This is a genomic window from Alienimonas chondri, assembly GCF_013036045.1.
GTDB classification, from domain to species: Bacteria; Planctomycetota; Planctomycetia; order Planctomycetales; family Planctomycetaceae; genus Alienimonas; species Alienimonas chondri.
In genome coordinates this window covers 1-22,829 of the sequence record NZ_WTPX01000077.1, presented here as the reverse complement: position 1 = coordinate 22,829, position 22,829 = coordinate 1, and the positions used below count along the sequence as shown (strand labels likewise).

The following is a 22,829-nucleotide window of genomic DNA, read 5'->3' as shown; positions in this document are numbered from 1 at the left end:
GCGTCGTCCGACACGCCGCGCAAGAACGCCGCGAGCGTCGCGGCCGCCGCGACCGACAGGCCCGGCGGACCCGCCGTCGCCGCGGCGTGCAATAGGCCGGCCCAGACGGCGAGCGCCGCCCCGCCGATCGGGGCGAGGCTCGCCGACAGGGCAAGGCCGATGACGAGCGTCGCCGGCGGGGCCCAGGCGCCCGCCGTGCCGCTCCACCGCAGTTCGCCGCAATAGAGCAGGAACAGAGCGAACGCCGCCGCGACCGTCGCCGCGGCGCCTCGCATCGGGGGCAGGGGGGAATCGTTCATTCGGCGTGCTCCTCGATGCCGATTCGCCGACGGTTCAGACCGGCCCGAACCACCTGCACCGTTTCGCCCACGGTCGCGTCGAGCGACGCCAGCGGCCGCACTCGGATCGTCCGCCGTCCGTCCGCCTCCGCCGATTCGACCGCCGAGACCACGCCGACCGGGAGAGCGACGCCGCCGGTCTCCACCGCCTCGCAGGAGACGACGGCGCCGACGGCCAACGTCAGTGACGTGGGAACGTGCAGCAGGACCGGTTCGTCCCCGCCCACCCCCGCCAGCACGCCGGTCGCGACGCCGGCGGAGCCGGGAACCGTGACGGCGAGGCGGAAGTCCGGGTCGGTCAGCGGGCGGACCGTCGCGGTCCAGCGACCGGCGGCGGCGATCCGGCCGACGACCGCATCCTCCCGCACGACCAGATCGCCTTCGTGAATCTGTCGATCGGCGCCGGCGTCGATCGCGGGGAGGTCGCCCGCCAACCCGGCCGCATCGTTCGCCGTGCGTTCGTTCCCGAATCGCGCGATCAGCAACTCCGCGACGGCGCCGCGACGGTCCGCCGTGCCGAGCGTCGCCGCGGTGAGCCAGATCGGCTGCACGAGCCGATCGTGGGGGGCGTTTGCGGACTGCGCAGCGAGTTCGGTCCGCACCCGGGCCAATTCCCGCGCGAGTTCGGCGACCGGCGATTCAGGCGCCGCCGCCAGCGGCGTCGGTGCCGGAAACCGGGCGAGCGCCGGGCCAGCGAAGTTGTGCAGTGCCGTGCGAACGGCGATCTCCACGCTCGGCGGAGCGGCGGCCAGCAGGGCGCCGAAGGCGATCGCAGCGGCGGTCGGCCACCAACCTCGGCGACGGGGGGCGTTCTCCCGGAACTCGTTCACGCGGCCCTCGCGGCCGGGGCGAGCCAATGACGCCAGACGTCGCGGTTCTCCAGCACGGTCACGGCGCCGCGCACCGCGGCGGCGCCGGGGTTCGACGCGACGCGAACCGGGAGGTTCAGCCGTTCCGAGAGACATCGATCCAGCCCCCGCAGATTCGCCCCGCCTCCGCACAGCGTCAGCCCGCCGCGGGCGAGATCGGCCACCAACTCCGTGCCGCAATCTTCGACCGCTTCAGCGATTGCGGTGACGATCTTCTCCAGCGGATCAGCGAGCGCGTCGCGGATCTCCTCGCTGGTGACGGCGACGGTGCGGGGGACGCGGCCGGCGACGTCCAATCCGCTGACCTGAGTGGTTTCTTCATCGGCGACGCGGGCGGCGGAACCGACTTCGTGCACCACCCGGGCGGCCGTTTCATCGCCGATCTTCAACCCATGCACGGCCCGGAGGTGGTCGCGCACGGCGACGGCCCAGTCGTCCCCGCCGGTGCGGACGGAGCGACCGGCGATGCGATCGCCGAGGCTCAGCACCGCGACCTCGCAGGTCGCGGCGCCCACGGTGCAGATCAAGCTGGCGACCGGTTCGCTGACCGGCAATCCGGCGCCGAGCGCCGCGGCGCGTGCGGAGTCCAACAATCGAACCGAACCGGCGCCGGCTCGTTCCAACACGCCGACCGCCGCACGGCGTTCGACCGGCGTGAGGCCGTCGGCGACCGTCAGCAGGACGCGGCTCCGCGGACCGCGGCGACCGCGGCGGGCCTTGTCGATCAGCACGGCCATCAGCGCTTCGGCGAGGTCGAAGTCCGCCACGACCCCGCCCACGATCGGCCGCACGGCGTCGACCCCGGCGGGGGTGCGGCCCAACATCTGATGGGCCAGTCGTCCCACCGCGGCGCCTCGTCCCAACACGCGGCGACCGCCGCGGGCGACGGCGACCACCGTCGGTTCATCGATCAGCCGCGGGACCGGAGACCGATCGCCCGCAACCGCGACCCGGCAGCGGGCGCTGCCGAGATCGACGGCCAGATCCGGCCGGACGCTGCGGGTCAGCCGCCGCCACATCGGAGGGAAAGGGGTTCGGGTCGACCGGTGACGGGGAGACTACTTCGGGTGCGAACCGTGGGTTGTCGTTCCCGACGGGGGGCGGCGCGAAGGGCGGTTTCGCGGTCGATTCGACGCTCCCCCAACGAACTAAGCCGGACGCGAGACGTCCGGCTTAGAAGCGGCTTGGTCGTTCTCTCTGCGGCTACGGGGCGACTTGCCAGCCGTAGGAGCCGAGGTGCAGAACCAGAAAAATGATTCCGCAGGTCAGCGCGCCCACGGCACAGGCCAGGAGCACGTCGTAAACGCCCGGTTCGGGGCTAGAGTCGGGTCTTGACATCGTCGCCCTTCTTAATCGTGGCAGTGGGGGATTTCATGATGACGTTGCCGATGGCAAGGTCGTACTCGACTTCGGTCAGGCGGATCCGCCCGATGTACTTGCCTTCGCTGCCGGTGCGAATGACCTCCAACTCATCGCCGACCCGCAGGCCGTCGTCGCTGCCGAGGGAGATGGCGACCTTCGTGCCGGCGCTGTTGCGGTCCTCGACGGCCAGCACCTTGCCGTCGACGTCCGGCGCGGGTTCCGTCGTCGAGGGGTCGGTGCTCGGCTCGATGCCCAAGCTCCGCAACTGTTGCTTCAGGGCGCCGACCTGATCGAGCAGGCGGTTGTTCGTCTGGGCCATCTGCGTGTTCGCGACGGTCTTGCTGAACAACTCATCGACGAGGCCGGCGATCTCGCCTTCGGAGGCGACGAACTTCTCGGACAGATCCGCGGTCCGCTCACGACCGGCGAGCACCTCGGCGCGGCGATCATCGGAATCTTCCTGGGCGATTTTGACCAGGGCCGTCTGGGCGTCGAGGGCGGTGCGCGTGGAGGCGAGTTCCGCTTCCAGCAGGCGCTTCTGCTCCGCGAGGGTCGTCGCGGAGTTCGTCTGACGATCGCGCTCGTCAGTCGCGGTCGCCAGTTCGGCCTGCAGATCGCCGATCTCGGTCCGCAGTTGCTTCTCGAGGTCCTCGGCCTCGACGCGCTTCGCTTCCAGCTGGGTTTTCGCGTCTGCGAGCGCCTCGCGGTAGTTGAACTGCGCGGAGTACACCGCCGCCGACAACGAGGCGAACACCAGACTGAGGGCGAGAATCAGCCCGATCAGGATCTTGCCGAACAGGGTCATGGCGGGGCGCTGCGGCGTGGGGGACGGACAGGAAGGGACGGGGCGATGACGGGCGACGGGGCGGACGGACCGCAAGTGTCGCTGAATGCTGTGTGCGGACTACTGGAGACGCTCGGACAGTTGCTCGCGGCGACGTTCCGCACGGGCCAGGGCGCCCTCCAGCCGCACGAGGCGGTCTTTCAGGGCGGCGATCTGTTCGTTCGTGCGATAGAGGTCGGCGCGAATGGCGTCGAGTTCGGACAGGAGGCGCTGTGCGTCCTCCGCCCGGGTCGCGGCTTCGGCGCGAATCTGCTCCGCCTGACGAGCCAGTTCCTCGCCCTCGGCGGTGGCGGCGATCAGTTCGTTGGAGAGCCGTTCGTATTCGTTCTGCTGAAATTGCAGGCGGGCGTCCATCGCGGTGCGATCCGCCTTGTTCAACGTCGTGCGGACGGGAACCTGCGACCGCATCTGCTCGACGCGCTCCTCGATGGCCGTCCGCTCCGCCCGGGCGCGGTTGCCCCGTTCCTTGTAAGCCGCGACCACCGCGGCGGCGAGAGAATCCGCGGTGGTGATCGTCTCCGTGGTGATGCGGTCGGTGACCTGGTACCGAACCGGTTGATCGCCTCCGCCGACGGCGGAGATGGAGAATTCGTTCAGCTTCGCGGCGCGGGCGCCCCAGTTCTCTCCCCCGGCGCTGATGACCGCCGCGAAGCCGCAGAACAGCACGCTGAGCACGAACGCGGCGACCGCCAGCGGTTTGCCGAGTCGAGCCATGAGGGGATACGGTACGGGGCGCGGGGGAGATACGTCGGGAACCCGACGCAGTGAGCAACGTGTTCAGACCGACATCGTGGGGGGGGCTGACGGGCCTGTCAAATAGCGATCGGCTCTGCGGGGGCGGCCGGTGAACGTCATTCGTCATCGACCACAGGACCGCGCCAACCGCCCCGACGGGCCGTCCTTGCCGCCGGCCGCTTCACCCTGATCGCCCCCCGTCGCCGTCGAGGCGCGCCGAGCCCCGTCCGCCGGTTCGCCGGAGAACCCCTCCGTTCGTTTCGATCGGAGGTTCAACTCGGGCGGTCTCGCCGGTCTTGCGAGGCGGCGAATTGAAAATAACGGCTGGGCGTCGGGATGCGGTTCCGGGAACGCTGTCGTCTCCAGAGCGTTTCGGTAACCTCACGGTCCGTCCGTCGCGTCGATCCAATCCGTCGTCCAATTTATCCCCTCCGTGAGGACTCGCCCGTGTCCACCGAGCGCGCCTGCCGGTTCGAGCAGGACGGCAACCTGCTCATTATCACGTTGCTCCCGGAGCTGGCGGAAGTGCCTTGGGCGGATGTGGAAGAGATCGGATCCAGCCTCGAGGCCCGGGTGCTGGACCGCGATAAGCCGCAGGTGATCGTCGATCTGACCCCGTTGGCCCACATGGGCAGCGGCATGGTCGCGCTGGTGGTGCGACTGTGGAAAGCCGCCCAACAGCAGGGCGGAAAGTTCGCGGTCGTGAACAGTCACGAGTTGGTGGGCGAAGTGCTGACGCTGGCGGGGCTGTCCGACCGCTGGACGATCGTCTCCGATCGGGCCAAAGCCCGGAAGCACCTGGACGTCCGCGCCCAGGCGGTGCCCGCGCGGCCCGCCACCGTGGGGGGCGGACCGGTGGTCGCGGCTCCCTCCGGCGGCGGGTGGCTGGCGATCTGCGGGGTGCTCGCGGTGTTGCTGAGCGCCGCGGCGTTGATCCTGATGTTCCTGGACCCGGATCTGTTGCCCGCCGTCGCCCTGAAGGCGGCGCTGTTCTCCGGGGCGGTCGCGGGGATCGTGCTGGGAACGCTGTCGCTGGCCTGGTACCTCGGCGTCCCGCGATTCACCGGGGTCGGCGTGCTGCTGTGCAGCGTCGCCCTGCTGGTGGCGGGGCTCGTCCTGGAACCGAAGCCGGCTGACGCCGCGGTCGATCCGCAGAACGAAGCCGACGACCTCGATGCCGCGAACCTCAGCGACGAACTCCGGGGGACAAGTCTCAGCGACGATCTCGACGTCCGTCCGGCGCCGGCTCCGAAGCCCCCCCGAAACCCCGCCCCCGCGACGACTGCGGACGGCTTGGGTGCAGGCACGTCCGTCGAATCGACCGACCGAGACAACGGACTGATCGACAACGGACTGATCGACAACGGACTGATCGACAACGGACTGATCGACAACGGCCTCACCGACGACGGCCTCACCGACGACGGCCTCGCTGACGACGGTCTCGCCGACGACGGGTTCGCGGAGTGACCGTCGAACGGCCGACGGGTGATCGGCTAGGCTGGAGCGTCCGGGCGCTCGCATCGGTCGGTCGTCCTCCTCGCCCCTTTCGCTTCTCCGCCCCTTCGCTTCTTCGCCCTTCCGCCGGATCGAACTCGTGAGCACCGACGCCCCGTCCAACGAGACCCCGCAGCAGCCGGAGCCGGCACGCCCCCGCCGTAATCCGTCCGAACAGCGGGCCTTGCAGGCGGAGCTGCGGGAGTTGGCGGACGTCGTCGGTCCCGGTCCGTTGGTCGATCTGCTGCTGGAACGGGCGTTTCAGATGCAGGCGACCGATATTCACCTCGACCCCACCGGCAACGATCTGCGGGTCCGCGTGCGCGTCGACGGGCTGCTGCACGACATCCTCCGGCTGCCGTCGGACTCCCAAAGCCAGGTCATCAGCCGGGTGAAACTGCTGGGCGGGATGGACATTACGGAGCGTCGGCACGCTCAGGACGGCCATATCTCCAACAGCATCGGGGGGATCGAGCGGGACGTGCGGATCGGCAGCGGGCCGACGATCCACGGCGAACGCCTCGTGCTGCGGTTGATGCCCGAAAGCGGGAACTATTCCCGGCTGGAAGAATTGGGCATCCGCAAAGCGCAGCAGGATCTGCTCGAACGCCAACTGAATCGGCCGTACGGCATGATCCTCGCCGTCGGCCCGGTGGGCAGCGGCAAAACGACCACGATGTACGCCGGTCTGCACGGCTTGAATGAACCGCACCGCAGCCTCGTCACGATCGAAGACCCGGTCGAGCGCCGGATCGAAGGGGTGAACCAGATTCAGGTCGACAACCGCACCGACTTCGGGTTCGCCCAGGCGCTGCGGGCCTGTCTGCGGCAGGATCCGAATGTGATGATGGTCGGCGAAATCCGCGATGCGGAGACCGCGCATATCGCCGGACGGGCGGCCCTGACGGGCGTGTTGGTGCTCTCCACGATGCACGCCAACGACGCCGCCAGCGCGATCGACGTGTTGCGGGAGTTCGACGTGCCGGCGCCGGTGATCGCGGACTCCATCAACTGCATCGTCTCCCAGCGCCTGCTCCGCCGGGCCAGCGAGCGCAGCCGCGAGGAATACAGTCCCGACGACGCGACCGCGGAAATGCTCGGTCTAAGCATGGAGGAACGCGCGGAGGCCAAGTTAGTGCGGGGCATCCCCGCCGAAGAAAACTTCCAGACCGGCTACGTCGGCCGGACGGGCGTCTATGAGGTGATGCCGATCGACGGCGACGTCCGCAAAGCGATTCTCCGCGGCGCCCCGACGCGGGAGATCCGCGACATCGCTCGCTCGAACGGGATGAGCAGCCTCGAAGCCGAGGCCCGGGCGAAGGCGTTGGCCGGCGAGACGACCGTCGAAGAATTCGTCCGCTTGCAGGCCGGGCTGTCCGACGATCCGACCGGCAAACGAGATCGGCCGGCCGGCGGGTTCGGCGAGAACCCCGATCGTCCCGCGACCGGCGGCGACGGGCGGCCCAACACGCCGAAAGACTCGACCGTGCGGGTGGCCTGACGGCGCGGCTGCCCCTCGCCGATCGGCGAGGGGCAATCGAGGGACGAACCGCCGCGGGCGGCGTGAGGCTCAGTCCTCGGGCGCGTCCTTCACGCCGACCAGCTTCACCGTCATGCGACCCTCGTTGTCGCCGAGCTGGCCCCATTTGTCTTTCGCCCGCAGCACCAACTGGCCGGCGGACGGGGCGGTGAACTCGCCGCTGGCGCCGAGCTCGAATTCGTCGCTGAGGGTGTATTCGACCGGATCGAAGATCGCCCCGACCAGTTTGCCGCGGCCGTCCTCGCCGCCGTCGGCGGAGACCGGCGGGGGCGGTTCGGTGGCGGCGGTCTCGTCTTCGACGGGCGGTTCGTAGTCGTCATCCAGCACGGTGACATGCGTCGGGCGGGGCTTGTCCGGGCCGACGCTCCATTCGCCGTCGGCCTCGTAGCCGACGACCGTGCCTTCCTTCACCTCGATCGCCCCCGGCTGCCAGCCGGCGTCCGCCTGGAGGCGGGCGGTCGCCCGGCGTCCCTTGCGGATCGCGCGGTATCGCCCCTTCCAGTCCCAGGCGATCAGATCCGGCCGCACGCCCTGTTCGAGCACGTCGAGGAAGAAGTTGTATTCAAAGGTGATTTCGGGAGCCATCGAGCCGTAGACGGACTCGAACGTCAGCGGGCCGTCGTTCATCAGGCTCACGCCCAGCGGCCGGTAGCGATCCCGGTAGTTCGGGTTGTAGGCGAGCACGTGGGCCAACGCCCAGCGCCAGGCGTAGTTCTCCCAGCTGTCGCCGGTGATGGCGTTCGGGTCGAGGATCTCCCGGAGCGTTTGCCGCTCGGCCGTTTGCAGGTGCTGCATCACGCCGCGGGAGACCCGCACGCTCATGTCGCCTTTGCGGAAGTAGGAGCCGAGTTCCGCCAGCCCCTCGCCGAACCAGACGGGGCCGGTAGCGCCGAACGTCAGCATGCAGTAGGCGTGCACCGATTCGTGCAGAGGGGTGCCGCGCTTTGAGGAGGCGTATGCCGTCGCCATAGAGTCCGTCCGGCGGGTCTGACCCGTGTACACGTTCGTGAGTCCCATCGTCTGACCGAGCGTGATTCCGCCGCCCTCGCGCATCTTGGCCTGCGCTTCCGGCGGCAGCGGCACGCCCTGCCACTTCGCCGTGTCCTTCCAGACCAGCAGCGGGATCGGCTTGCGGAGGGGCGCCCCGAAGAACTTGCCGACGAGATCCAGCATCGTCTCCAACTCGATCAGCAGCGCCTCGGCTTTCTCTTCGTCGAGGTCGGTCGTGAGAATCACGCTGCGACTGCGGTACTGATTCAAATCTTTCCCCACGGCTCCCTCGGCCGCGGCGTTCCCGCCGTCGCCGGTGCGGGGCGTCTGAGCCGCGGCGGGCGTCGCGCCGATCGACAGGGCGAGCACCGCGGCCAGCAGGCCGGGAGCGGAGCGGGTGCAAGAGAGTCGGGCGAGCACGGCAGGTCCGGGAGCGAAGCGTGGCGGGGGGAGCAGGATACCGGCTCGACGGGCCCGCGTGCTCCCGTCAACCGCGGCGGCCGCGGATCGCGGCGCGGACGTCGGCAGCGGTGACGGTCGCGGCGGGCGTCGGGGGAGCCGCATCGACGGCGTCCTCGCTGGCGGGCATCACCTCGCAACCGGCCAGCGCCGCGGGCGTGAGGAACGGCGTCAGCTCCGCGAACCCGTATCCGTCCCGCAGGCCCCGCGGTTTGAGATGTCGGGTGAGCGGGTGACAGATCGTCAGGTGCGTCCTCGCCCTAGTGACGGCGACGTAGAACAGCCGACGCTCCTCCTCGATCGCGGCGTCGTCCTCCGCCTGATCGCTGGGGATCCCGCCCTGGCAGGCGTTCAGGACATACACCGCCTCGAACTCCAGCCCCTTCGCGGAGTGCATCGTGGAGAGCGTCAGCCGTTCCTCGTCTTCATGCGGCCCGGCGGTCGCCGCGGCGCTGCTGGGCGGGTCGAGGGTGAGATCGGCGAGGAACGACGCCCGGTCCCGGCCCCGGCCGGCGAGCAATTCAATCTGTTCGAGATCGCGGTTCCGCTCCGCGGCGTTGGCGTAGGTCGCCTCCATCAAGGGACGATACAGGTTGCGGATGCGTCGAATCTGTGAGGAGAGATCGTCGCGGTTCGCGGCGAGCGTCTGCATCAGCGACACGAACGCCGTCCACTCGCTCGCCCCGCCGGAGGGCGCCGGGGAGTCGGCCCATGTGGAGAACTCGCCGCCGGCCTCCCGCAGCGCCGCGACGGCCTTCGTCGCCCGACCGCGACCGATGCCGGGGAGCAGCAGCAGACAACGGAGTGCGCTGATCTCGTCGCGGGGGTTCTCCGCCAGCCGCAGGAACGCGAGCAGATCTTTGACGTGAGCCGTTTCGAGGAACCGCAGCCCGCCGAACTTCTTGAACGGCACGTCCCGCTTTTGCAGTTCCAACTCCAATGCGAGACTGTGATGAGAGGCGCGAAACAGCGCGGCCTGCTTGTCGAGTTCAAGACCGCTCTCCCGCAGTTCGAGCACCCGATCGGCGATGAACCGGGCCTGTTCCGCTTCGTCACGGCAGCGAACGACCAACGGTTTCGGGCCGATCTGGCGGGTCGCAGTGAGAGTCTTCTCGTGTCGCTCTGCGGCGGCGGCGATGACGGCGTTCGCCACTGTCAGCACTGCGGCGGTGCTGCGGTAGTTCGTTTCGAGGGGGAGGACGGTCGCTGCGGGATAGTGCTCGCCGAAGTCGAGGATGTTGCGGATCGTCGCGGCCCGAAAGCTGTAGATCGCCTGGGCATCGTCGCCGACCGCCGTCAGCCCGCGGCCGTCGGGGGCGAGGTTCTTGAGCAATCGAGCCTGCAAGACGTTCGTGTCCTGATACTCGTCCACCAACACCCGCGGGAACCGCGATCGCAGGGCGGGGCCGGCCTTCGGATCCGCGGCGAGAGCCTCCCAGAACAGCAACAGGTCGTCGAAGTCGAGTAGGTTTTGCTCGCCCTTCGCTTCGTCGTACAGGTCGAACAGCCGACGCAACGCCGCTTCGTGCTGCATCAGGTGCGGGTAGCGGGTTTCGAGCGTCTCCGCGACGGTCTCCCCGCTGTTCGCGGAGCGACTCAGTACCGCAGCACAGACGGCTTTCTTTGGGAACCGGGCGCCAGCCCCTTTGCCCGAAGCGGAGGGCAATTCGAGCCGGCCGCGGCAGAGGTCGAGCAGGTCTTCCGTATCGCCGCGATCGAGGATCGAGAAGTCCCGCGGCAGGCCGAGCGCCGCGTGATAGACCCGCAGCACGCGGGCGGCGACGCCGTGGAAGGTGCCGCCCCACACCTCCCGGGCGGCTCGCTCGCCGGCGTCGCCCATCGCGCCCCGCAAGCGGCGGGCGACGCGCTCCAGCATCTCGGTGGCCGCCCGTCGGGTGAACGTCAGCAGCAGGATGCCGGCCGGGTCGGCGTCTTCTTGAATCAGATGGGCGACGCGGGCGGCGAGGGTCGTCGTCTTCCCGGTCCCGGCGCCGGCGACGATCAGCAGCGGCCCGTCGCCGTGGCCCGCCGCCGTCCGCTGTTGAGCGTTGAGTCCGGCGAGGATCCCCTCGTCCGGGGAGGGCTGGTCCGACGGTTCAGACTCGGCTTCTTCGGGGCGCGACATGGGGAGAGTGTCGCGGGTCGGCCGGCGGCGGCCAACCGGGTAACCTGCCGCCCCCGATCCCACCTAGGCACGTCATGTCGCTCGGCTTTTCCGCCCTCCCGCCGATCAAACCGAATCGCACGATCCGCGGCGCCTCCGCGATCCTTCTGCCCTTTCTGTACGACGGGGAGATTGATTGGAAGTCGTTCGACGCCCACCTCGAACGCACCGCCGCGGCCGGTCTCACGCCCGCGGTGAATATGGACACCGGCTACGTGAATCTGCTCACGCCGGAGCAGCAGATCGACGTGCTCGATCGCACGGTCGGCGTGTTGGGCGGCGGGCCGTTCATCGCCGGAACGTTCGTCCCGGACGCGTCCGGCATGGCGTTCAACCTCGACGCCTACGCCGCTGCGGCGGAGCAAATCACCAGCCGCGGCGGGGAAACGATTCTGTTCCAGTCCTTCGGCCTGACGCACGGTGGCCCCGCGGAGATCGTTCCGCGGTACGAAGCGATCGGCGAGCGGATCGGCGATTTCCTCGCGTTCGAACTGACCTCCGACCTCGCCAAGTTCGGCAAGGTCTATTCGCTGGAGACCTTCAAGGGGCTGTTGGCCATCAAGGCTTGCGTCGGGGCGAAACACAGCAGCTTTCGCCGGGAGCCGGAGTGGGAACGACTCAAGCTGCGGGACGAACTGCGGCCGGACTTCCGCCTGATGACCGGCAACGACTTCGCGATCGACATGGTGATGTGGGGCAGCGATTACTTACTGGGCCTGAGCACGTTCGCCCCTGAGCTGTTCGCCCGCCGCGACCGCAAGTGGGCCGCGGGGGAGCCGGGCTTCTTCGAACTGAACGACGAGTTGCAGTACCTCGGGCGGTACGCCTTCCGTTCGCCGAGCGCCGCCTACAAACACAGCGCCGCCCAGTTTCTGCACCTGCGGGGGTGGATCGAATCCGACCTCACCCACCCGGACAGCCGCCAACGCCGGCCGGAGGACGCCGCCGTGCTGCGGGAGTGCGCCGCACGGCTGGGCGTACTGAATGAAGCAGGCTGCGTGGGCTGCGAGGAGGGCTGAGGCGAGCGGGGGGCGTCAGCCCCCTGAGGTCTTACCGAGTGCGAACGCTCAGGGGCTGACGCCCCCCGCTCGCCTGCTTCAGTGGGCGCTCGCGCGGAGTTCGGCGAGGGTTCGGAGAGCCTCCATCGGGGTGAGGTGATCCGGGTCGAGACCCTTCAACCGCTCCAGCGCCGGGTGCGGCTCCGGCTCCATTTGGAACAGAGCGATCTGCTTCTCGCGGCTGCGGCCGTTGCGATGCCCGTTCGTGGTCGGGGCGGCGCCCTCCTCCAATCCGCGGAGCACCTCCGCGGCCCGCTCCAGCACCGGCCGGGGCACGCCGGCCAGCTTGGCGACGTGGATGCCGTAGCTCTGGCTCGCCGGGCCGGTGCGGATCGTGTGCAGGAACACGATCGTGCCGTCCCGCTCAGCGACCGCGACGTGCCGGTTCGACAGGCCGGCGAGCTCTTTGTCGAGGCCCGTCAGTTCGTGGTAGTGCGTCGCGAACAGCGTGCGGGCTTGCACGCCGTCGTGCAGGTGCTCCGTTACGGCCCAGGCGAGCGACAGCCCGTCGTAGGTGCTGGTTCCGCGGCCGATCTCGTCGAGGATGACCAACGACTGCTCCGTCGCGGCGTTGAGGATGCGGGCGGTCTCCGTCATCTCCACCATGAAGGTCGATTGCCCGCGGCCGAGGTCGTCGCCGGCGCCGACCCGGGCGAACACGCGGTCGGCGAGGCCGATCGTCGCCGCGTCCGCCGGCACGAAGCTGCCGCACTGGGCCAGCACCAGGATCAACGCCGTCTGGCGGATATAGGTGCTCTTGCCGGCCATGTTGGGGCCGGTGATGAGGTGAACGCGATCCTCGGGGGAGAGCGTCGTGTCGTTCGGCACGAACTCCCCGCCGGGCCGCAGCACGTCCAGCACCGGATGCCGACCGGCAGTGATGGACAGGACCGGTTCGTCGCTCAATTCCGGCCGCACGTATCGCCGGGTCGCCGCGAGGTGGGCGAAGCAGGCCAGCACGTCCAGTTCCGCCAGCGCCCCCGCGGAGCGTTGCAGCGCCGGCACCGCTTCCGCGACTCGCTCCCGCAGGGCGGTGAATAGTTCCTGCTCCAGCGAGACCGCCCGCTCCTCCGCCCGCAGCACCTTGTCCTCGTACTCCTTGAGGGCCGGGGTGATGTACCGCTCGCGGTCCTTAAGCGTCTGCTTGCGGGTGTAGTCCTCGGGCACCTTGTCTTTGTGCGTGGTCGTGACTTCGAGGTAGTACCCGAACACCTTGTTGAAACCGACCTTGAGTGAACTGATGCCCGTTCGCTCCGCCTCTTCGGCACGGTACGAAGCGATCCATTCCTTGCCGCCTTTCGCCAGGGCCCGCAGCTCGTCCAGTTCGGGGGAGAAGCCGGAGCGGATGAGGTTGCCCTCGGTGACTTGAACGGGCGGATCGTCGGTCAGCGCCGCGGCGACGTCCTCGCGGACCGCGGGGCAGGGATCGAGCGACTCGTTCAAGGCCGTCAGTCGCTCCGCATGGCGGGCGTGCAGTAGGTCTTTGATCTTGGGGAGCAGACCGAGCGTCCGACACAGCCCGGCCAGATCACGCGGCGAGGCCCGCCGCGTGGCGACCCGACCGGCGAGCCGTTCCAAGTCGTACACCCCGGCGAGCGCTTCCCGCAGCGTCTGCCGATCCGCGGGGCTGTCGTGCAGGTCTTCGACCGCATCGTGCCGGGCGGTAATCGCCTCCGCGTTCGTCAGCGGTTCCGCCAGCCAGTCCGCCAAGCGGCGGGCGCCCATCGGGGACTTCGTGTCGTCGAGCACGTCCAACAGCGAGCCGGCCCGGGACCCGTCGCGGAGCGTGCGCGTCAATTCGAGGCTGCGACGGGTCGCTTCGTCGATCCGTAGGCAGTCGTCGCAGTGATATGGCGAGAGACCGGTGATATGGGGAAGGGCGGCCTTCTGGGTGTCCGCGGCGTATTCCAGCAGGGCGGCCGCGGCGGCGACGCCGGGGCCGGCGTCGTCCAGATCGAACCCGGCCAGCGTGGAGGTGCCGAAGTGCTCCGTGAGCCGCTTGATCGCCGCGTGAGTTCCGAAGGCATACGCGGGACGTTCGGTGAGCAGCGAGCCGATGCGCTCCGCCGCTTCGGGAACCTCGGTTCCCTCCGCGAGCAGCAGTTCCGAAGGGGCGATGCGGGCGAGTTCGTCCGGCAGGTCGTTCGGATCGAGGTCCGCGGCGACGAAGCGGCCGGTGCTCACGTCCAGCCACGCCAAGCCCACGGGGCCGCCCTTTTTTCCTCGTCCCTTGGGCCGGTGCAGGGCGGCGAGGAAGTTGGAGCGGTTCGCGTCGAGCAGATCGTCGTCCGTCAGGGTGCCGGGGGTGACGACCTGCGTGACCTCCCGTCGCACCATCCCCTTCGCCGTCGCCGGGTCTTCCATCTGCTCGCACACGGCGACACGATGCCCCGCCCGGATCAGCTTGGAGAGATGGTTCCGGAGGGCGTGATGGGGGAAACCCGCCATCGGAACCGGGTTGCTGGACGACTTGTCCCGGCTGGTCAGCGTGATGCCCAGCCGCTTCGCGGCGAGTTCGGCGTCCTCGTAGAACAGTTCGTAGAAGTCCCCCATGCGAAACAGCAGCAGCGTGCCGGGGTGCTCGGCTTTCACCTCCAGATAGCGGGCCATCATGGGGGTGGGTTCGCTCATGCGGTCGCGTCGTGCCGAGGGGGGAGGGCGGAGGAAGGACGAACCTGAGGATACCCGCGCGAACCGGGATCGGACGGCATGTCGTTGACCTCTCGCGAAGGGACCGGCACAGTGCCGTGCCAAGCCGTTCGACCCGTCAGAATCCGTCCCGATGCCCGCGCCGCTCCGTCACTACAACTTCTCCGCCGGCCCGGCCGTGCTGCCGGAAAGCGTGTTGGAGGAAGCCGGCCGCAACCTGATGAGCCTCGGCGACACCGGCGTCGGCGTGATGGAGCACAGCCACCGCGGCAAGCCGTTCGTCGAGATCATCGAGCGGGCCGAGGCTCTCATCCGCAAGCTGGCGAACGTCCCCGACGGCTATTCCGTGCTCTTCCTGCAGGGCGGGGCGAGCCTGCAGTTCGCCATGTGCCCGATGAACTTCCTGCCGGACGGCGGGACGGCCGATTACCTGATGACCGGCTCGTGGAGCAAGAAAGCCGCCAAGGAAGCGAAGCTGTACGGCAACCCGCATACCGCGTGCAGCAGCGAGGCGACGAACTTCGATCGCATCCCCACCCCGGCGGAGACGACCTACAGCGACGATCCGGCCTACGTTCACTTCACCAGTAACAACACGATCTTCGGCACGCAGTTCCCCACGGAGCCGACGCCCCCCGGCGACGCCCCGCTGGTCTGCGACGCCAGCAGCGACATTCTCTCCCGGCCGTTGGATATCTCGAAGTACGGCCTGCTGTACGCCGGCGCCCAGAAGAACCTCGGCCCCAGCGGCGTGACGCTCGTCGTGATGCGTGACGATCTGCTGGAACGGAAATGCCGCGAGGTGCCGGCCATGCTGGACTACAAGACCTACGTCGAGGGGAAGAGCCTCTACAACACCCCCCCGACGTTCGGCATCTACGTGCTGATGTTGGTGCTCGATTGGATTGAGAAGGAGGGCGGCCTGACCGCCGTCGCCGACCGCAACGAGACGAAGGCCACGAAGCTCTACGACTACCTAGACGGCTCCGACCTGTTCAAACCGACCGTCGCCAAGGGGAACGGCCGCAGCCTGATGAACGTGTGCTTCGTCACCGGCAACGACGAGACCGACGCCGCCTTCATCAAGTTCGCCGACGAGCGCGGCCTGAAGACCCTGAAGGGGCACCGCAGCGTCGGCGGCATGCGGGCCAGCCTCTACAACGCCTTCCCCCCGGCCGGCGTCGACAAGCTGATCGAGGCGATGGAGGAGTTTGAAGCGAGTCGCTCCTGAGCGCTCCCCGCTTCGCCGTCGCGGATAGGCGGCGCGCCCCCGATGGGGCGCCCGCTCGGTAGACTGCCGCGATGACGGAGACCCCGCTCCCCCGCGAAGCCCCTTTGCCGCGGGAAGAATATGTCGAGCAGCGGCACTTCTTCCGCACGCTCCGCGCCCGCCTGGCGGAGGGCGTCCCGACGCAGGAGGCGCTGAACCAGATCCGCCAGGAACTGCTGGCCACGACCCGCCTGCCGATTGCGATCGATCTGCTGACGGACGAGCTCCGCCAATCCGGACGGATGAGTCCCGCGATGGAGCGGCTGGGCTTCTACTTCACCCCGTTCCAGGCTTACGTGGTGGGGAAGGGGGAGGAGGACCGCACGAAGTTCGACAGCACGATGGCGTTCCTGATCCTCGAACGCCTCGCCGGGTACATGACCGGCGATCGCCCGGTGATCTCCGACGCCCGCGAAGTGGACGACGCTCCCTCCCGACGCGGTCTGTTTCTGTACCAATTTGAAACGCTGGCCCGCAGTCGGCTGGGCTACGCGGACGGCTTGACCGCCGTCGCCGCCGACCCGTTCTACGACGAGGCCTGGTCTGCCTGGATCAAGACTTTGCGACGGGTGATCGGCGAGGTCGACTTCGCCGAACTGCTCTACCGCCGCAGCGGTTGGTTCTTGGAATTGAAACGCCGAGCCGACGGCGATCGGGAGGCGACGGTGCCGTTCGACCTCCTGTTCGGCGAGGCGGAGGGCCGCATCGCCTGGGCGAATCGGGGTAAAGATCCGCTCTACCTGTTCGCCGCGCTCCAGCGTCAGTTGGGCTACCCCGAGGTGCCCCGACCGCCCCGCAAAGAACGCGTGTCGGACATCCCCCCGGCGGTGCAGGCCCAACTTCACAAGCTGGAGGCCCGCCTGCGGTTCCTGGAGGCGGAGCAGAAGGGCGGCTTGAACCTCGAGGAATTGGCCGTTCGTCCCGATCGAGTGCCGTTTCATGACGAACCGGCCCGGCTCCCTCCCTCGACTCGCGACTGACCGGTCGGCGAACCGCCGAGGAAGCCGACCGGGAAGCCCCCATCGTCACAACCGCCTCGGGTGATGATCCTCCGGGCCGGCCAAGTCGCGGGATCGCTTGACCGGCTCTCCCGCGGGCCGCAAGATTCGTGCCCCGCCCCGCTAGTCGAGAGTCCCGATGGCCGACCACCGCCGTATCAATGTCGAGGAGATCGGTGACGTGACCGTCGCTCGATTCGTCGATAAGAAGATCCTCGACGAGACGAACATTCAACACATCGGCGACCAGTTGTTCAGTTTGGTCGATGACGACGGGCGGAAGAAAATCCTGTTGGATTTCGAGAACGTCGAGTACCTGTCCAGCGCCGCGTTGGGCAAGCTCATCACCATGGACAAGAAGGTGAAGGCGGCGGGGGGCAAGCTCAAGTTGTGCAGCGTGCGACCCGAAATCTATGAAGTCTTCGCCATTACGAAGCTCAACAAATTATTCGACATTCGCGACGATCAGGAGCAAGCCCTCGAGGGCTTCTGAGTCTCGCCGCGTTTTGAGATCCGGACCCCGGCGGCTGTTCAGCGCCGAGGGGTCGGGACCTCGTTCCCGGTACATACGGTGACGAATCGATGGCGGACGCAGCCGGCGTAGCAGAAAAGTTTGCGCTCACGATCCCCAGCGACACGGAGGCCGGCATGGTCGCCCAGAATCGCATCCTCTCCTCGCTCGAACGGCTGGGATATACGGAGCGGGATCTGTTCGGCATGCGGCTGGCGTTGGAGGAAGCGTTGGTCAACGCCATCAAGCACGGGAACCGGCGCTCGGACGTCAAAGTGGTTCGCGTGGCCTGCGATCTGAACGACGATCGGGCCGAAGTCGTGATTCGCGATCAAGGCGAGGGGTTCGATCCCGGCGACGTCCCGGACCCCACCGCGGAGGAGAATCTCGACCGGCCATGCGGCCGCGGCATCATGTTGATGCGGTCGTTCATGACGGAAGTCCGCTACGCGGACGAAGGACGCGAAGTGACGTTGCTGAAAGTCCGAACCGTCGATTGATCGTCGAAGCGGGCGAACCTGTCACGGATCGTCGGTGTCGTCCCTTGCGAAACGTGTGCGGAACTCCTACCGTTCCGCCCCGCCGCAGTTCGCGTCGTTTCGACGGCGCTGCGGCGACCACGATCCCCGGTAGCTCAATGGCAGAGCGAGCGGCTGTTAACCGCTAGGTTGTAGGTTCGAGTCCTACCCGGGGAGCTATTTTCGTTGGACTGGAGCGGCCGGCGGCGGACTGGGCCGGCCAAATCTCCTGTCCCTGTAGGGTCTGCGGAGTTTCTGTCCGCTCCTGTCCCGATTTGTCCGACGCTGGCAACGTCGGATTTTGCGTCGGCGCTGCGTCGGATTCTGCGTCGGATTTGCCGGGGAAATACGAGGCGTCCCCGGAACCGGCTGACGCCCGATCGTAGTCGGCGTCGGTGACCTGCAAGTAATGCTCGGCGGCGACGGGGCCGGAGTTTCCGAACCACTCACAGACGACGTGAACCGGGAACTTGCCGGCCAGTTCGGTCTGGCGGGTGGCTCGCAGGTTCTGGAACAGCTTGGGCCAAGGCTTCACGCCGGATTGTTTCACGATCCGCTGGAACTGCTGGCGGAGGTTGACCCGGGAGTCTCGGCAGCGGGTGACGATGTGCGGGACTCGCGGGTCGGCCTCCTCGCGGGCGGCTTCCAGGTGGGGCCGCAGTTCGGGGAACAGGGGGATCGTGCGGCTTCCCCCGCCCTCGTGATGGGCCGTCTTCGGACTGGTGACGGTCAGCCGGTTCCGCTCCCAATCGACGTCGTCCCACGTCAGCGGGACCAGTTCGGAGGGGCATCGCAAACCGCCCCAGCGAGCGAGGGAGAAGATCAGCCGCCATTGCGTTTCGGGGCAGGCGTCCAAGACCCGGAGGGCGTCGCCGGTGGTCAGGTAGTACGCCCGATCGGGGTTCCCGCGGACTTGGCAGGCTTGGCCCTCGAAGGGGTTCCGCTCGATCAGTTCCTTCCGCAGCGCGGCGGTCATGAACTGCTTGGCTCTCCCGATGCGTCGGCGGACGGTGTTTTCGCCCAGGCGGCCGGAGAGGTGACGGCGGAAATCGTCGGCGTCGCCGCGTGTGAGGTCGCGTAGGCGGCGGTCCGTCCCGAAGTAGCCGAGCAGGTCGTTCGCCGAGCGGCGGAGATGGTCGATGGTCCCCGGTTTCGTGCCGTCTGTCTCACGGGTCCGCAGGTAGGCCGCGAGGAACTCGCCAAGGTCGTTCGAGGCCCGAGCCGTCACAAGGCCCACGGCGGCGAGCTTGGCGTGCGTGGCGTCCGGCAGGCCCGCAATCCGGCGGGAGTCGGCATCCGGCGGGGCGTGTCCGGCGAGGGCCGCGGCGGTGAGGCGTTCGACGAGTCCGGCGATCTCTTCCGCTCCCCGTTTCGAGAGCTTGCCGAGTCGGACCGTGCGGCGCTTGCCGTCGGGGCCGGTGAACTGGACGCGGCGGGTGCCGTGAGGGTCGGTGCTGACGCTGGCCATTTGGGCGACGTTCGGAGATTCCCTGTGATTGGATTTGGTCCTCTCGAAAATACTTACCGAGGAACAGTATTCGCGCCATGGGGGGCCGGCAGCCCGTTCACGAATGCATGCAAATCCGCGAGGCGATACCGGATCGACCGGCCAATCTTGACGGCCCCGGGGATGTCCCCCGCATCAGTTCGACGCCTGAGCGTACGAGCGGAGAGTGCGAGCGCCCGGGCAGCTTCGTCCGGCGTCAGCAGCACTCGGGAGGGAACAAGATCGAGAGCGAGCGGGTCGGACATGGGTTGCTCCTGTCAGTTCTGGAAGGGCCGATCCCTCTATGCCAGACCCCTGATGCCCCTGCCAGCCCACATCGGAGGGCTTGTCGGCCTGATTTATAGTCCCATGGAGATTCTGTGGTAACGTGATACCGGAGCACGTTCCAGACGGACCGCCGTCTCCGGTCCGTTCGCTCCGCATCGCCGCTCCGCTCACGGCCCAGCGCCGGCGGTTCGTCTTGTTTCGGGCTTCCTGCATAGAGTTTCCAACGAGATCCCGGTGGGGATATCGGCTTCGACTCGTCCGGTTGGCGAACGACTGGGGTGACGGAGCGGAGTTCATGGGTGCGGCATATCGCCGCGTTTGGTGAAATAGTGGAAGATTGGCCGCTTTTTTCCCTCTCCACCGGGCATATCGGTCGGGAGGAGTGCGGGTGTCCAGTGCGATCGGGAGCGGGTCGGCGGGCGGGGACCGGCCCGAGGCGTCGGCGTCGCTGGTCGGGAAGACGGCGGCGGGTTCCTCGCTCGGGAGCAACAGCGGGGGGTGCCGCTCCCCCACCGCCGCCCCGTCGCGTCGTCCCGCAGGGGGTGAGGGCCAACGCGACGGGGCGACGGCGGGGGAGCTACCCAGTCACCATGACGGAAGGAACGTGGCTCTCTGTGCGGGCACCCTCCCGCGTGTTGGCGATCGTGGGCGTACGTCATCGGTCGCCCCCTTGGGCCGGCAGGGCGGCGAGGCTGTCGGCCAGCAGATCGGCGAGAGCGGCGTTCCCCGCGGGCGTGTCCGGGTCGGGAACCGTGGAGCCGGCCAGCAGCCCCGGCGGCAGGTGCGGGCAGATGGTGACGGTGCGGCAGTGCGGGTGTTCGTTCGCGATCGTCCACCGCGGACCGTCATCGGGCGGGATCAGCGCCACGGCCCGCACATGGGGCTTGTGGTTCCCGGGACCGATCCATTCGACCAGCCGGAGCCGTCGACCGTCCGGCAGGCGGACGATGGTCGCACCGATGCTGCCCGGGAACGCCATCCCGGCGAGATGAACGAGGTGTCGTTGTCGCGGTCCCTCGGGGCCGACGATGGTCCGGGCTTTCCGGCTGATCCGGCCCCCTTCGATGGCGTTGCGGTCCTGTTCCCGCGGGTCGATCGGGGGCAGGAGTTCGACCGGCTCGGGAGGTTGGGCGGCGGCGACCATCGCCAGCATGCCGGCCCGCACGGGATCGGGGAGGGTCGGCCAGGCGTTGACGATCCGAGCGAGTTCCGGGGAGAGTCGAGGCCCGGGATCGGCGGCGGTTGCGTCGGAATCTGCGTCGCGTCGCTTCTTACGTCGGCGGGTTATCCTACGCCCGCAGGCATCTAAGCGTTCCGGTTCGTCCCCTACCCGGGGAGCTATTAGTGCCGGCACGGTCCGGCGAGTCGGGGGCGGCGACCGGCACGGGCCTACTTTTCTTGGACGGCTTCCCGACCGTCTGCCCCTCGATGCCGCTAGGCGCCGGCTCAGGATGGACACGTCGTGGCCACGAATCCGGCGCCACGTTCAGCCGGCCGCCGTGGCGAAGTCGGCGCCCGTCACCTGTAGGTAGTGCTCCCGGGCGGTCTTCGCGTCGTGGCCGATCCATTCGCTTTCCAGATGGGCGGGGAAGTCGCGGGCGATCTCCGTCGCCCGGCTCGCTCGGAGGTTCGTGAACGTCTTCGGCCACGGGACCAGCCCCGCCCGTTCGATGATCCGGTTCATCTGCGTTCCTAGATTGGCCTTCCGACCGTTGCGGGGGGCGGCTCGGGGGACCACCGCCACCGTCCCCGGCCGGGCGACGTGGTACGCCTCTTCCAAGTACGGCAGCAGATCGCCGAACAGCGGCACCACCCGCGACTCCTTGTCTTCGTGGTGCTCCGTTTTCGGCGAGCGAACGAACATCCACCCCGCCTGATCCTTCGGATCGGCGGCCGACGGGTCGGGCCAATGGATGTCGTCCCACGTCAGCGGGGCCAGTTCCGACGGCACGCGGAGACCGCCGTACCGGGCGAGGGCGAAGATCAGACGCCACTCCGCGTCCGGGCAGGCGGCGAGCACGCGGCGGGCCTCTTCCGGCGTGATGAACCGCTGTCGGCTCTTGTCCGCCTTCGTGGCGGTCTTCTGATCCTTGAACGGGTTTCGCCCGGCGTCGATCAGTTCATCCCGTTCGGCGGCGTGGAAGAACTGCTTCGCCCGTCCCAGATAGCGCCCGACCGTCGCCGGTTTGCGGTTCCCGTTGCGGCCCGACGTGGCCAGCCATGCGGCGAACCGGTCGGCGTCGCCCCGGGTGATCGAACGCAGCGGACGCTCCGCCCCGAAATACTCCACCAACAACCCGCCCGTGTTGCGAAGGTGGTAGACCGTCAGATGTTTTCCGGGGTGCCGGTCGACGTAGTCCGCGACGAACGGTCCCAGCGTGGCGGGCTTTGCGGCTCTCCGCGGAGCGATCAGCCCCGCCGCCGCGAACCGCCCGTGCATCACCTCGGGGAGCGCCGCCACCCGGCGGGCGTCTTCGTCGGACGGGACGGTGCCGGCGATGTTGGCGGCGTTGAGTCGATCGATCAGTCCGGCGAGGTCGGTCGCGGACCGCTTGCTGATCTTCCCCAAGATCACCGACCGGCGTGTCCGGTCCGGTCCGACGAACCGCACGCGAGTGGCCTTGGAAGGAAGAACGGAAACGGAAGCCATGTTGTGCGGGACGTGGTAGGGCGGGGGCGGGGTCTCAACGCTCGCCGGGGCGGCGAGGCTCAACTCAGGCGGCGACCGGGGCGGGTTCCTCTTCGCCGGGTTGCTGTTCGGCGGAGTCAGCCCACGCGGCCAACGCCTCGGGGCGATACTTCACCAACCGACCGACTCGGACGGCGGGGATCGGGCCGTGGGGGACGGTCAGGTTCCGAAGCGTGCGTTCGCTCAGCCCCAACGCCTTGCGAGCGTCGGCGGCGGAGAGAAGCATGCGGGGCGGGGCGTCGGCGGTAGCGGAGTGAATCATCGGACGAATGCCAGAATAGCGCGAGGCGAACCCGGCGCGAGGGAGTGAAGTAGGGGAGACACCGACCACCCCGCGGCTTCGCCGCGGCAGTCTCGGCTCCACGGCCGTCCTCAGACGGCTCGATCTCAGACGCGACGCCCCGGCCGGATCGACCGACCGGACGCGCTGAGCGCGTCGTGACGGACGCAGACGGCTTGTAGGGCAGGACGGGCTTGGTTGGGTTCGACTCCGTCCACCACATGTGCCTCCGATGCTTTGTCGGCTCGAATAGGCAGCCCTGTGGTGGACGGGTGAACGCGTCC

The 22,829-nt window shown here is 68.5% G+C and carries 21 protein-coding genes and 1 tRNA gene; 8 read left to right on the top strand and 14 right to left on the bottom strand.

What is annotated here, in order from left to right:
* The 6 genes from LzC2_RS12580 to LzC2_RS12560 all read right to left on the bottom strand — a co-directional run.
* Nucleotides 1–299, bottom strand: a 299-nt coding sequence (locus LzC2_RS12580; protein ID WP_171187458.1) for a hypothetical protein, incomplete at its 3' end; no start/stop codon positions are given.
* Nucleotides 296–1,195, bottom strand: a complete 900-nt coding sequence (locus tag LzC2_RS12575; protein ID WP_206678687.1) for a rod shape-determining protein MreC — start codon at nucleotides 1,193–1,195, stop codon at nucleotides 296–298. The genes LzC2_RS12580 and LzC2_RS12575, both read right to left, overlap by 4 nt.
* Complete coding sequence (locus tag LzC2_RS12570) at nucleotides 1,165–2,226, bottom strand: rod shape-determining protein (protein ID WP_171187454.1); 1,062 nt, start codon at nucleotides 2,224–2,226, stop codon at nucleotides 1,165–1,167. Before LzC2_RS12570 ends, LzC2_RS12575 begins: the two co-directional genes overlap by 31 nt.
* Nucleotides 2,227–2,410: 184 nt before the next feature.
* Nucleotides 2,411–2,545 (bottom strand): hypothetical protein, encoded by a 135-nt coding sequence (locus LzC2_RS22600; RefSeq protein ID WP_261345249.1) that lies wholly within the window; start codon nucleotides 2,543–2,545, stop codon nucleotides 2,411–2,413.
* On the bottom strand, nucleotides 2,526–3,374 hold the full coding sequence (locus LzC2_RS12565) for a hypothetical protein (protein WP_171187453.1): 849 nt from the start codon (nucleotides 3,372–3,374) through the stop codon (nucleotides 2,526–2,528). The genes LzC2_RS22600 and LzC2_RS12565 overlap by 20 nt, the downstream gene beginning before the upstream one ends.
* Nucleotides 3,375–3,473: 99 nt before the next feature.
* The gene (locus tag LzC2_RS12560) at nucleotides 3,474–4,127 is read right to left on the bottom strand and encodes a hypothetical protein (protein ID WP_171187450.1); all 654 of its coding nucleotides are present in this window, start codon (nucleotides 4,125–4,127) and stop codon (nucleotides 3,474–3,476) included.
* Nucleotides 4,128–4,595: 468 nt separating this feature from the next.
* Between LzC2_RS12560 and LzC2_RS12555 the strand changes: the two genes are divergently transcribed.
* Together LzC2_RS12555 and LzC2_RS12550 are read left to right on the top strand one after the other, a co-directional pair.
* The gene (locus LzC2_RS12555) at nucleotides 4,596–5,618 is read left to right on the top strand and encodes an STAS domain-containing protein (RefSeq protein WP_171187448.1); all 1,023 of its coding nucleotides are present in this window, start codon (nucleotides 4,596–4,598) and stop codon (nucleotides 5,616–5,618) included.
* 127 nt (nucleotides 5,619–5,745) lie between these two features.
* Nucleotides 5,746–7,146: a GspE/PulE family protein gene (locus LzC2_RS12550; protein WP_315854651.1), complete on the top strand. Its 1,401-nt coding sequence runs from the start codon at nucleotides 5,746–5,748 to the stop codon at nucleotides 7,144–7,146.
* A gap of 69 nt (nucleotides 7,147–7,215) precedes the next feature.
* Here the strand turns inward: LzC2_RS12550 and LzC2_RS12545 are convergent, their stop codons facing one another.
* Both LzC2_RS12545 and LzC2_RS12540 read right to left on the bottom strand, forming a co-directional pair.
* The gene (locus LzC2_RS12545) at nucleotides 7,216–8,595 is read right to left on the bottom strand and encodes a hypothetical protein (RefSeq protein ID WP_171187446.1); all 1,380 of its coding nucleotides are present in this window, start codon (nucleotides 8,593–8,595) and stop codon (nucleotides 7,216–7,218) included.
* Nucleotides 8,596–8,662: 67 nt separating this feature from the next.
* On the bottom strand, nucleotides 8,663–10,759 hold the full coding sequence (locus tag LzC2_RS12540) for an ATP-dependent helicase (RefSeq protein WP_171187445.1): 2,097 nt from the start codon (nucleotides 10,757–10,759) through the stop codon (nucleotides 8,663–8,665).
* A gap of 74 nt (nucleotides 10,760–10,833) precedes the next feature.
* Between LzC2_RS12540 and LzC2_RS12535 the strand changes: the two genes are divergently transcribed.
* The gene (locus LzC2_RS12535; protein WP_171187443.1) at nucleotides 10,834–11,817 is read left to right on the top strand and encodes a dihydrodipicolinate synthase family protein; all 984 of its coding nucleotides are present in this window, start codon (nucleotides 10,834–10,836) and stop codon (nucleotides 11,815–11,817) included.
* A 78-nt stretch (nucleotides 11,818–11,895) separates the two neighbouring features.
* Here LzC2_RS12535 and mutS read toward each other — a convergent pair whose 3' ends face one another.
* Nucleotides 11,896–14,469, bottom strand: a complete 2,574-nt coding sequence (gene mutS / locus LzC2_RS12530) for a DNA mismatch repair protein MutS (protein WP_349771135.1) — start codon at nucleotides 14,467–14,469, stop codon at nucleotides 11,896–11,898.
* 169 nt (nucleotides 14,470–14,638) lie between these two features.
* Here mutS and serC point away from each other — a divergent pair, with 169 nt between their 5' ends.
* The 5 genes from serC to LzC2_RS12505 all read left to right on the top strand — a co-directional run bounded on the left by serC (nucleotide 14,639) and on the right by LzC2_RS12505 (nucleotide 17,979).
* Nucleotides 14,639–15,736, top strand: coding sequence for a 3-phosphoserine/phosphohydroxythreonine transaminase (gene serC, locus LzC2_RS12525; protein ID WP_171187439.1), 1,098 nt, complete (start codon nucleotides 14,639–14,641; stop codon nucleotides 15,734–15,736).
* 71 nt (nucleotides 15,737–15,807) lie between these two features.
* Nucleotides 15,808–16,755 carry a hypothetical protein gene (locus LzC2_RS12520; RefSeq protein WP_171187437.1) on the top strand — a complete coding sequence of 316 codons (948 nt, stop codon included), beginning with the start codon at nucleotides 15,808–15,810 and terminating at the stop codon, nucleotides 16,753–16,755.
* A gap of 157 nt (nucleotides 16,756–16,912) precedes the next feature.
* Nucleotides 16,913–17,266 (top strand): STAS domain-containing protein, encoded by a 354-nt coding sequence (locus LzC2_RS12515; RefSeq protein WP_171187434.1) that lies wholly within the window; start codon nucleotides 16,913–16,915, stop codon nucleotides 17,264–17,266.
* Between the two features lie 89 nt (nucleotides 17,267–17,355).
* Nucleotides 17,356–17,784 carry an ATP-binding protein gene (locus tag LzC2_RS12510; protein WP_171187432.1) on the top strand — a complete coding sequence of 143 codons (429 nt, stop codon included), beginning with the start codon at nucleotides 17,356–17,358 and terminating at the stop codon, nucleotides 17,782–17,784.
* 123 nt (nucleotides 17,785–17,907) lie between these two features.
* Nucleotides 17,908–17,979: transfer RNA gene (locus tag LzC2_RS12505), tRNA-Asn, on the top strand.
* Here LzC2_RS12505 and LzC2_RS12500 read toward each other — a convergent pair.
* The 5 genes from LzC2_RS12500 to LzC2_RS12480 all read right to left on the bottom strand — a co-directional run bounded on the left by LzC2_RS12500 (nucleotide 17,948) and on the right by LzC2_RS12480 (nucleotide 22,527).
* A complete protein-coding gene (locus LzC2_RS12500) occupies nucleotides 17,948–19,270 on the bottom strand; it encodes a tyrosine-type recombinase/integrase (protein WP_171187430.1) in 1,323 nt (440 codons plus the stop codon). The two genes, LzC2_RS12505 and LzC2_RS12500, sit on opposite strands and share 32 nt — an antisense overlap.
* Before the next feature lie 53 nt (nucleotides 19,271–19,323).
* Complete coding sequence (locus LzC2_RS23060) at nucleotides 19,324–19,554, bottom strand: helix-turn-helix transcriptional regulator (protein WP_171187429.1); 231 nt, start codon at nucleotides 19,552–19,554, stop codon at nucleotides 19,324–19,326.
* Nucleotides 19,555–20,231: 677 nt separating this feature from the next.
* On the bottom strand, nucleotides 20,232–20,741 hold the full coding sequence (locus LzC2_RS12490; RefSeq protein WP_171187427.1) for a hypothetical protein: 510 nt from the start codon (nucleotides 20,739–20,741) through the stop codon (nucleotides 20,232–20,234).
* A gap of 321 nt (nucleotides 20,742–21,062) precedes the next feature.
* Nucleotides 21,063–22,226 (bottom strand): tyrosine-type recombinase/integrase, encoded by a 1,164-nt coding sequence (locus tag LzC2_RS12485; RefSeq protein WP_171187425.1) that lies wholly within the window; start codon nucleotides 22,224–22,226, stop codon nucleotides 21,063–21,065.
* 64 nt (nucleotides 22,227–22,290) lie between these two features.
* On the bottom strand, nucleotides 22,291–22,527 hold the full coding sequence (locus LzC2_RS12480) for a helix-turn-helix domain-containing protein (protein WP_171187423.1): 237 nt from the start codon (nucleotides 22,525–22,527) through the stop codon (nucleotides 22,291–22,293).
* Between the last annotated feature and the right edge of the window lie 302 nt (nucleotides 22,528–22,829).